The organism is Bacillus sp. AC266 (assembly GCF_979253805.1).
The window spans coordinates 713537-722301 of sequence record NZ_CEEDEC010000003.1; the positions used below are offsets into that span (position 1 = coordinate 713537).

General features: G+C 35.6%; 12 protein-coding genes and 1 pseudogene. 6 read left to right on the top strand and 7 right to left on the bottom strand.

The features are described from left to right. Positions 1–11: 11 nt before the first annotated feature. Together clpB and AC0IXC_RS16930 are read right to left on the bottom strand one after the other, a co-directional pair. The gene (gene clpB, locus AC0IXC_RS16925; RefSeq protein ID WP_326997635.1) at positions 12–2612 is read right to left on the bottom strand and encodes an ATP-dependent chaperone ClpB; all 2601 of its coding nucleotides are present in this window, start codon (positions 2610–2612) and stop codon (positions 12–14) included. A gap of 173 nt (positions 2613–2785) precedes the next feature. Continuing rightward, the gene (locus tag AC0IXC_RS16930) at positions 2786–2965 is read right to left on the bottom strand and encodes a YjzC family protein (protein ID WP_002086997.1); all 180 of its coding nucleotides are present in this window, start codon (positions 2963–2965) and stop codon (positions 2786–2788) included. Positions 2966–3456: 491 nt separating this feature from the next. Here AC0IXC_RS16930 and AC0IXC_RS16935 point away from each other — a divergent pair, with 491 nt between their 5' ends. The 3 genes from AC0IXC_RS16935 (at position 3457) to AC0IXC_RS16945 (ending at position 4710) form a co-directional block, all read left to right on the top strand. After that, entirely contained in the window at positions 3457–4266 is an 810-nt protein-coding gene (locus tag AC0IXC_RS16935; protein WP_002030271.1) for a Cof-type HAD-IIB family hydrolase, read from the top strand. 105 nt (positions 4267–4371) lie between these two features. Then, a complete protein-coding gene (locus AC0IXC_RS16940) occupies positions 4372–4512 on the top strand; it encodes a hypothetical protein (RefSeq protein ID WP_000516816.1) in 141 nt (46 codons plus the stop codon). Beyond that, entirely contained in the window at positions 4513–4710 is a 198-nt protein-coding gene (locus tag AC0IXC_RS16945; protein WP_002011309.1) for a DUF3813 domain-containing protein, read from the top strand. 26 nt (positions 4711–4736) lie between these two features. Here AC0IXC_RS16945 and AC0IXC_RS16950 read toward each other — a convergent pair whose 3' ends face one another. After that, positions 4737–5594: a YitT family protein gene (locus AC0IXC_RS16950; RefSeq protein ID WP_002125914.1), complete on the bottom strand. Its 858-nt coding sequence runs from the start codon at positions 5592–5594 to the stop codon at positions 4737–4739. 100 nt (positions 5595–5694) lie between these two features. On the opposite strand from AC0IXC_RS16950, the gene AC0IXC_RS16955 reads away from it, so the two are divergent. Both AC0IXC_RS16955 and prsA read left to right on the top strand, forming a co-directional pair. After that, positions 5695–5826: a DUF3941 domain-containing protein gene (locus tag AC0IXC_RS16955; RefSeq protein ID WP_001120851.1), complete on the top strand. Its 132-nt coding sequence runs from the start codon at positions 5695–5697 to the stop codon at positions 5824–5826. Positions 5827–5956: 130 nt separating this feature from the next. Next, positions 5957–6814: a peptidylprolyl isomerase PrsA gene (gene prsA / locus AC0IXC_RS16960; protein ID WP_215590912.1), complete on the top strand. Its 858-nt coding sequence runs from the start codon at positions 5957–5959 to the stop codon at positions 6812–6814. Positions 6815–6949: 135 nt separating this feature from the next. Here the strand turns inward: prsA and AC0IXC_RS16965 are convergent, their stop codons facing one another. Next, positions 6950–7213, bottom strand: a complete 264-nt coding sequence (locus AC0IXC_RS16965; RefSeq protein ID WP_044437763.1) for a hypothetical protein — start codon at positions 7211–7213, stop codon at positions 6950–6952. Between the two features lie 277 nt (positions 7214–7490). Between AC0IXC_RS16965 and AC0IXC_RS16970 the strand changes: the two genes are divergently transcribed. Continuing rightward, complete coding sequence (locus AC0IXC_RS16970; RefSeq protein ID WP_002166150.1) at positions 7491–7766, top strand: hypothetical protein; 276 nt, start codon at positions 7491–7493, stop codon at positions 7764–7766. 67 nt (positions 7767–7833) lie between these two features. Here the strand turns inward: AC0IXC_RS16970 and AC0IXC_RS16975 are convergent. The 3 genes and pseudogenes from AC0IXC_RS16975 to AC0IXC_RS16985 all read right to left on the bottom strand — a co-directional run. Next, positions 7834–8055 (bottom strand): annotated as a pseudogene (locus tag AC0IXC_RS16975) (DUF2642 domain-containing protein). A gap of 68 nt (positions 8056–8123) precedes the next feature. Beyond that, on the bottom strand, positions 8124–8357 hold the full coding sequence (locus AC0IXC_RS16980) for a hypothetical protein (protein ID WP_044437760.1): 234 nt from the start codon (positions 8355–8357) through the stop codon (positions 8124–8126). Between the two features lie 297 nt (positions 8358–8654). Beyond that, positions 8655–8765 (bottom strand): BC1881 family protein (locus AC0IXC_RS16985; protein WP_471653068.1); only part of this gene is annotated, 111 nt, incomplete at its 5' end.

Below are 8765 nucleotides of genomic sequence, written 5' to 3' on the forward strand. Positions count from 1 at the left end.
GAACTCTTTTTTTACTTCACACGCACGACTAATTCGTTATTTTCTACATCAACCACTACGTGACTATTGTCAGTAATCGCTCCTGCAATTAATTCTCTCGCTAATTTCGTCTCAACTTGCCGCTGTACGTATCGTTTTAACGGACGAGCTCCGTACAGCGGATCGAATCCAGCTTCTACAACAAATTCTTTTGCAGATTCCGTCAATTCTAATGATATGTGGCGATCTGCTAAACGCCCTTGTAATTCTTGTACAATCTTATCAACAATACCTTTAATTTCATTCCTTGTAAGAGGTTTGAATAAAATAATTTCATCGACACGGTTTAAGAATTCTGGTCGGAAATGTCCTCTTAATTGTCCCATTACAAGTTCTCTTGACTCTTCTTTAATAGAACCATCTTCTTCTAGCCCTTCTAATAAGTGAGCAGATCCAATATTTGAAGTCATAATAATAACCGTATTTTTAAAGTCTACTGTACGTCCTTGTGAATCTGTAATGCGACCATCGTCTAACATTTGTAATAAAATGTTGAATACTTCTGGATGTGCTTTTTCGATTTCATCTAACAAAATAACAGAATATGGTTTACGTCTTACTGCTTCTGTTAATTGTCCACCTTCTTCATATCCAACATATCCAGGAGGCGCTCCAATTAAGCGTGACACTGCGTGTTTCTCCATATACTCAGACATATCGATACGAATCATTTGCTCTTCACTGTCAAATAGTGTTTGCGCTAACGTTTTTGCAAGCTCAGTTTTACCAACACCTGTAGGGCCTAAGAAAATAAATGAACCAATTGGACGATTCGGATCTTTAATGCCAGCGCGAGCACGAAGTACTGCGTCTGATACAAGGCTTACCGCTTCCTCTTGACCGATAACACGCTCTGATAAAATTTGTTCAAGACGTAATAATTTCTCCCGTTCACCTTCAACGAGTTTTGCGACAGGAATACCAGTCCACCTTGAAACAATGTCTGCAATTTCTTCTTCACTTACTTCCTCGCGTAATAAGCGATTCTCTTGTTTATTATGTGCACCCATCTCTTCCGCTTCTTTTAACTCTTTTTCGATAGCTGGAATTTTCCCGTGGCGAAGCTCAGCTGCTTTATTTAAATCGTAATTTCCTTCTGCTTCTTCTAACTCACGGCGCAAGCGCTCTAAATGCTCACGTAAGTCACGCACTTTATGAATGTCTTCTTTTTCTTTCTCCCATTTCGCTCTCATACTACTTGCAACTTCTTTTAAATCCGATAATTCACGTTGCAATGTTTTTAGGCGCTCTTGACTACCTAAGTCCTTTTCTTTCCCAAGAGCAGCTTCTTCAATTTCCAGCTGCATAATGCGGCGCGTTACTTCATCTAGTTCTGTTGGCATAGAATCAATTTCTGTTCGAATTGTTGCACAAGCTTCATCAACTAGATCAATCGCTTTATCAGGTAAGAAGCGATCCGAAATGTATCGATCTGATAAAACAGATGCTGCTACAATCGCGCGGTCATGAATATTTACACCGTGATAAATTTCAAAACGCTCTTTTAAACCACGTAAAATGGAAATTGTATCCTCAACAGTTGGCTCTTCTGCTAACACTTGTTGGAAACGTCTTTCTAACGCTGGATCTTTCTCAATATATTTACGGTATTCATCTAATGTCGTTGCCCCGATACAATGCAGTTCACCACGCGCTAACATCGGTTTTAACATATTCCCCGCATCCATCGCTCCTTCTGTTTTACCAGCGCCGACGATTGTATGAAGTTCATCAATGAATAATAAAATGCGACCTTCACTCTTTTTAATTTCATTTAATACAGCTTGCAGACGCTCTTCAAACTCACCACGGAATTTCGCTCCAGCTACAAGCGCACTCATATCTAAAGCGAAAATTGTTCTATCTTTTAATCCTTCTGGGACATCTTTTTTCACAATACGCTGCGCTAATCCTTCAACGATTGCTGTTTTACCAACACCGGGTTCACCAATTAAAACCGGGTTGTTTTTCGTTTTACGTGAAAGAATGCGGATTACACGTCGAATTTCACTATCGCGACCGATAACAGGATCAATTTTCCCCGCTCTCACTTCCGCCACTAAATCACGACCATATTTTTCTAACGCTTCATAAGTTGCTTCTGGATTTTGACTAGTCACTCTTTGATTCCCCCGAACTGTCATTAAAGACTGTAATAAGTTATCTTTCGTAATGTGAAATCTTGTAAGTAATTGATTTATATCGCCTTTTTCTTCTGAAAAAGCAAGCAATACATGTTCAACTGAAATGTAATCATCTTGCAATTTCTCCGCTTCTTTTCCTGCTCTTACAAGCAGTTGTTGCAAAGCACCTGTTACATATAATTTCCCTGCCTCTGCCCCGCTTCCAGTTACAGAAGGTTTTTTCTTAATTAAACTTTCGGCGCCTTGCTTTAACGCTTCTATATCGACATTCATTTTTTGAAAAATACGCACTGCTAACCCATCTTGCTCTTCTAATAATGTAAACAAGAGATGAACAGTATCTACTTCTTGATGATGATGAGATACCGCTAAAGATTGAGCACTCATAATCGCCTCTTGTGTTTTTGTTGTCATTTGATTTAAGTCCATCTTTACAGTCCTCCAAATGTTTGACTTTCTTTGACCTTTAATTTGATTATACGCCAACTGACTTTTTTATACAATAATTTTGCTTATGTATTTTCAAACTTATTATTGGAAAAAGAAAAAAGTAACATTCATTTTCCTAATCAAAAAAGCCGCAATAACGATTGCGGCTTCTGTTACGGTTTTCTTTTATATGTCCACTGACGGTTATGATTTGCGTTCTCTGGAAACTTTTCACCGGCAGTTAATTGTACCATTTGCGGATTTTTCACCATACTTCCCGTTTCACCAATTTCTACGTAAATGCCATCATTTGGCGCTTTTTGCCCTGAACGAAACCTGCGATTTTGTCCCATTTCCATTCTCCTTCCATGACGTCTTGCCTCATTAGTATATCCATTTTAAAAGAAAGCTTTTCTGTCATGTTTAGGAAACAAGTACTACCGTTTACCCATGTACATATATATAATTACACAACCTTAAGCAGGAATTATTGGCATATTTGTTGAAAAAAAAGAAACCAACCAAAGTTTAGGCCAGTTTCAAAGGAGAGTCAAACATATACGAGAAGATTACATGTTCATTATAAGCCTCATCATACGAGCAATGTAACCCTTTTCACAATTTGTACATAATGAAAGAAACATTGTTTGAACTTTCTAAAAAGATATTGACTTTCCCTAATTTCCAACGAGAAATAGTAGACACCACAGCGCTTCGCGACGTAAGATGGATATATAGTGAAACTTTCATCTACAGTAGTTTCACCCAGTCTAACCTCTTATTTCTGCATATTAAAAACGGAAATACAGATAGAATCAAAAAATTTATTATAAGAGGTGAAATTATGAACAAACAACATTTAATCGCATTAGACTTAGACGGAACTTTATTAACAGACAACAAAATAATTTCTCCAAGAACGAAAAACACAATTGCAAAAGCAAAAGAACAAGGACATATTGTCGTTATTTCAACAGGACGTCCATTCCGCGCTAGTTACGATTATTATAAAGAACTTAGCCTTAACACACCAATCGTAAACTTTAATGGAGCTTACGTGCATCACCCTCTTGATTCAAGTTGGGGAACACATCACTCTCCTCTTGAACTTTCAACAGCGCAAGAAATCGTCCGAGCTTGCTTTGATTTCGGCGTGAAAAATGTCTATGCTGAAGTCATCGATGATGTGTATGTCCGTGAAATTGATGAAGATAAAAAACATATTTTTGAATTCGGTTCTCCAAAGATTTTCACAGGAGATTTATTAAATATTTTAAACGACCATCCAACTTGCTTATTAATCGATGCACATGACGAGCATTCTGCTGCAATTCGCCAACATTTAACAGATATGCATGCTGAAGTCATCGACCATAGAAAATGGGGTGCACCTTGGCCAATTATTGAAATTGTAAAAAGCGGATTAAATAAAGCTGTCGGATTACAAAAAATTTCAGGCCATTATAACATTCCTAAAGAGCGAATTATCGCTTTTGGTGATGAGGATAACGACTTTGAAATGATCGAATTTGCTGGTCATGGAATCGCAATGGGTAATGCGATTCCTGAATTAAAATCACTTGCAAATCATACGACATTAACGAATGAAGAAGATGGTATCGCTCTATATTTAGAAGAGGTTCTTGGATTGTAATCTAAAAATTCCCTGCTTATAGTTTCTCGCTAAACGCTCATACTATTATTAGACGCAAAAGTCAGCGCGTCAATTGTTTTCAGCTAAATAAAGGGGGTTTTTCGAATGGGTAAAAAGAACAAATCAAAACGTTTTATCCAGCAAGGAGCCGATGCTGTTATGAAGCATGATGCAAGATTCCCGTACAGAGGTACATTAGCTGAGGCAGAAAAAGCGAGAAGTAACTCTTCATTTGGAGGGGTTTAAATGGGGAATTTACTATTCCAACAAGCTAGAGACGCTGTTTCAAGTGCCGTTTCTTGTTCAAGTGGCGCTGAACAACAGGAACTCGTTTATAGAGCAAAAAACTCTTTGCACTCTGCTTATGCAAACTCTTCAACTGCTGAAAAAGTTCAGCTACGTGAAATGCAGGAGCAATTGCAAAACATTACGAATTCGCATTAAAAAAGGAGGACCAGTTTTGGTCCTCTTTAATCTTTTCTAAACAATCCAAACACACCGACCGTTTGCAGTATATTTGTAAATGCACCTGGGTCCACTTGTTTAATAACCCTCTCTAATTCATACAACTCGTAACGAGTAATAACAATCATTAACATTTCTTTATTTTCATTTGTATAAGCACCTGTTGCTGGTATAGTTGTAATCCCCCTCACTAAGCGAGAGTGAATCGCTTTTCGCACATCTGCCCCGTTCTTTGTAACAATTAATGCCGTAATCTTCACATGACGGGTATGAATCGCATCAATAATTCTCGTTGATACATACAAAGTGACTAAAGTATATAATGCCTTTTCCCATCCATATACGTAGCCAGCAGCGATAATGATAAGTGCATTAAAGAAGAAAAAATACGTGCCGACAGGCTTATCTTTTATTTTTGATAAAATCATAGCAATAATATCTAGACCACCTGTAGAAGCCCCCCACTTTAAAGCAACCCCTACCCCAATCGCTGAAATAATCCCACCAAAAATCGCATTCAATATAATATCGTGCGAAACCGCTCTAACTGGGATAATTTCTAAAAACAAAGTCATAAATACAACACAAAGAAAACTAAAAAATGTAAAGGCCTTCCCAACCTTTTTCCACGCTAAAATAACGACAGGAATATTAAATAAACTAAACAATACCCCCGTAGATATATGAATAGATAAAAAGTCACCTAATATTTGTGACAATAATTGAGACAATCCAGCAAAACCACTCGCATACACTTTCGCTGGTGTTAAAAATAAATTCATCCCAATCGCATTTAATAAACCCGCAATAATTACAACGACTAACTTCTTAATAAGTTCAGTATAATTCAGCTTCAAATCCATTTCTAATCCACCTTTAGTATTCATGAATGCACCGCTATACATAGTCTTTACGAAAAAGGAAATGATAAACATACAACGTTTAGAAATGGAGTTGATACATATGCCACATACTAGCGATAACGACAAAAAAGCACGCGACAATAATGCAAAGCGCACTCAAAAAAATGAACAAGAGCAAAAAAATATTCAGCAAGGAAAACGTGCATATTCTAAGAAAACCGATCACCTTTGATTACATCGTACATCAACTTTAATGTTGATGTACTTTTTTTACATTTTACAGGGAAAAAACATTAAAAATTCACTTCATGTTCACTTCTATATTCTACAATAGCGATAACATATTCGGATGAGGTGTTAGCATGAAAGGAAAAAGTACATTCATTATCACTGCACTAATAAGTATATTAATGCTATCTGCTTGCGGACAAAAAAATGACTCGGCCACAATCGCTACAACAACAAACTCAACCATTACGAAGAGCGATTTCGAAAAACAATTGAAAGATCGATACGGAAAAGACACGCTATACGAAATGGTAGCACAAGATGTTATTACTAAAAAATATAAAGTATCTGATGATGCAGTAGATAAAGAGGTAGAAAAAGCAAAAGATCAATATGGAGAACAATTCAAAGCAACACTAGAAAATAATCGTTTAAAAGATGAAGAAGATTTCAAAAATCAAATTAAATTCAAACTTGCATTGAATGAAGCGATTAAACAAAGCGTTACAGAAAAAGATGTGAAAGACCACTATAAACCAGAAATTAAAGCTAGTCACATTTTAGTAAGTAACGAAAATGAAGCGAAAGAGATAAAGAAGAAATTAGATACCGGCACTTCATTTGAAGAATTAGCAAAACAAGAATCTCAAGATTTAGCATCAAAAGATAATGGCGGAGACCTCGGATACTTCGGGGCAGGCAAAATGACACCTGAATTTGAAAAAGCTGCCTACAAATTAAAGCCCGGCCAAATTAGCAATCCCGTAAAATCACCAAACGGCTATCACATTATTAAACTAACTGATAAAAAAGATTTACAACCTTACGATAAAGTGAAAGACTCTATACGTAAAGACTTAGAAGAAGAACGTCTTGCCGACCCTTCCTTCGGTCAAAAATTATTACAAGATGAATTAAAAAAGGCGGATATTAAAATAAACGATAGTGACTTGGAAGATACATTTTCTCATCTTTTTGGGAAAGAGAAATAAAAAACGAGGGTGCAAACTTTTTGAACAGTATGCATGATGGTAAATGAGATTGTATCGGCGGTTTTTCGAATATATCGATTTACCGACAAAAATTAACAACATAAAGAAGTAGGCTACTTGAGCAGCCTACTTCTTTTATTCTTTCATTAATACTTTCAGCTTTTTCTTCAGACTTTTATAATGCCAATTAATGTGATCTAGTTCTATCTCTACTTCAATTAATATATCTATTAAGTCGTCTTTATTTTGCTGAGATTTCATAATATTTTCAAGCAATTTTTCGAATCTTTCACTACTCTCATATATATCATTTAAATCCACCGCTAATATTTCACGTTCTTTTTCAGGGCATACTACGGAAAGACGGTTTATTAATTGTTCTAGTACATTATCTTGCACTTCCGTACCTCCGTTTCAATATCTCATCTATTCTTTCTTAATCTCTTGTAACAAAAGCATACAAAATTCAACTGAAGCTATTAGGGGGCACCATACCCAAAAAAGAAAACTGTACATTTAGACATTAAATTGACGTATTTCAATTTATTCCCTGTACGTTAAGGAATTAGTTTGTATATTTGTGGAGATATACGAGACAGGTGTGAATTTAGGGGAATCCAATATTTTCTATTCAAATATGATAGAATGAAAATATATCCAAAAGGAGGAACAACAAATGAACTCAAACACAAAACAGTTTATTTATGATATCCAGCAAAGAAAGAACAATTATATGGAAAATGTATTAATAGCAATACAACACCCTAAAAAAGAGCAATCTGAACAGGTCATTCAAAATATAGTAGAGAAGATGGATATGATGATTAGTTTAGTTACTACTTATATGAGGATTGAATCAGGATCTACGGAAGAATTAGAAGCACTTCAGGAAGAAATCATTCATGCTCAAGCATATATTCAAAAACGAAAATTTGAAGAAACACAGAGATAAAACCCTGTATTTTTATTTGATCGTCTATGACGCCAATCTGTTATAAATCAAATTAGATGTAATTTGATCATTGTTTTGGCATAATCCATACAATTTGTTGAATACCTACAATATGCGGCACCGTACCTTCAATGAGCAAATAATTCGGTTTCACATTTTTTAACTTACCTCTTACAGTTTAAATAACCACATATTTACCAATTGCTGAATGTAATGTCTGATATACGCGGGGATTAGGTACACTTACCATATTGTGTTTACTAAAGTCATTTCCTGCCAAAAAAATAATTAATAGGAAATGATATGGGGATATTTTGAATGTACATCCAGGTTGTTCCTTTCAAGATATGTATCATTTTAAATACGCGCTTTATTAGAATACTGCTCATACTTTTTTTGAGATTCTTTCGTAATACGTGCGGTAAGTAAAATTGCTAACAATAAAAACACTCCATATTTTCCCCCTGTAGCTCCTATGATAATCACACTACTACAAACAAGTACAATTAATAGGAGAAACGAAACTGAATAAATACGGTCATAATTCTTTGACATCTTTTCGTATTTTATGCGTTCTTTCCTTGCATCCATCTAAATTCCTCCTTTACATTATCCATTTCACTATCAAATAAATCTCGCCCTTAAAAAGGAAACCATATATCGTTTTAAATAATTAGTTTGTTTTTTTAGCAACTAATGTATATAACATGAAAAGAAATCCTACCAATGTTAAGCTTTCCACTATGATAATCCCGACCCTCTCCTTCCTATTAATCCCAACACATCAGATGAAAATTATGTGTATCCCATATTAGCTGCAGCAAACAAAAAGGATCCTCCCTTCTCTTAAAGGCTGATCCTTTTCTTCGTGCATTCAACTATTTTTAGCTATTCTTGATTAATTAGAATAACAGCTGGTCCATCTACACGAATTCCACCAACTTCGATTTTTTCATAAGGCTCAACTGTAATAGAAATGACCCCTTCCCGCTTCTTTAA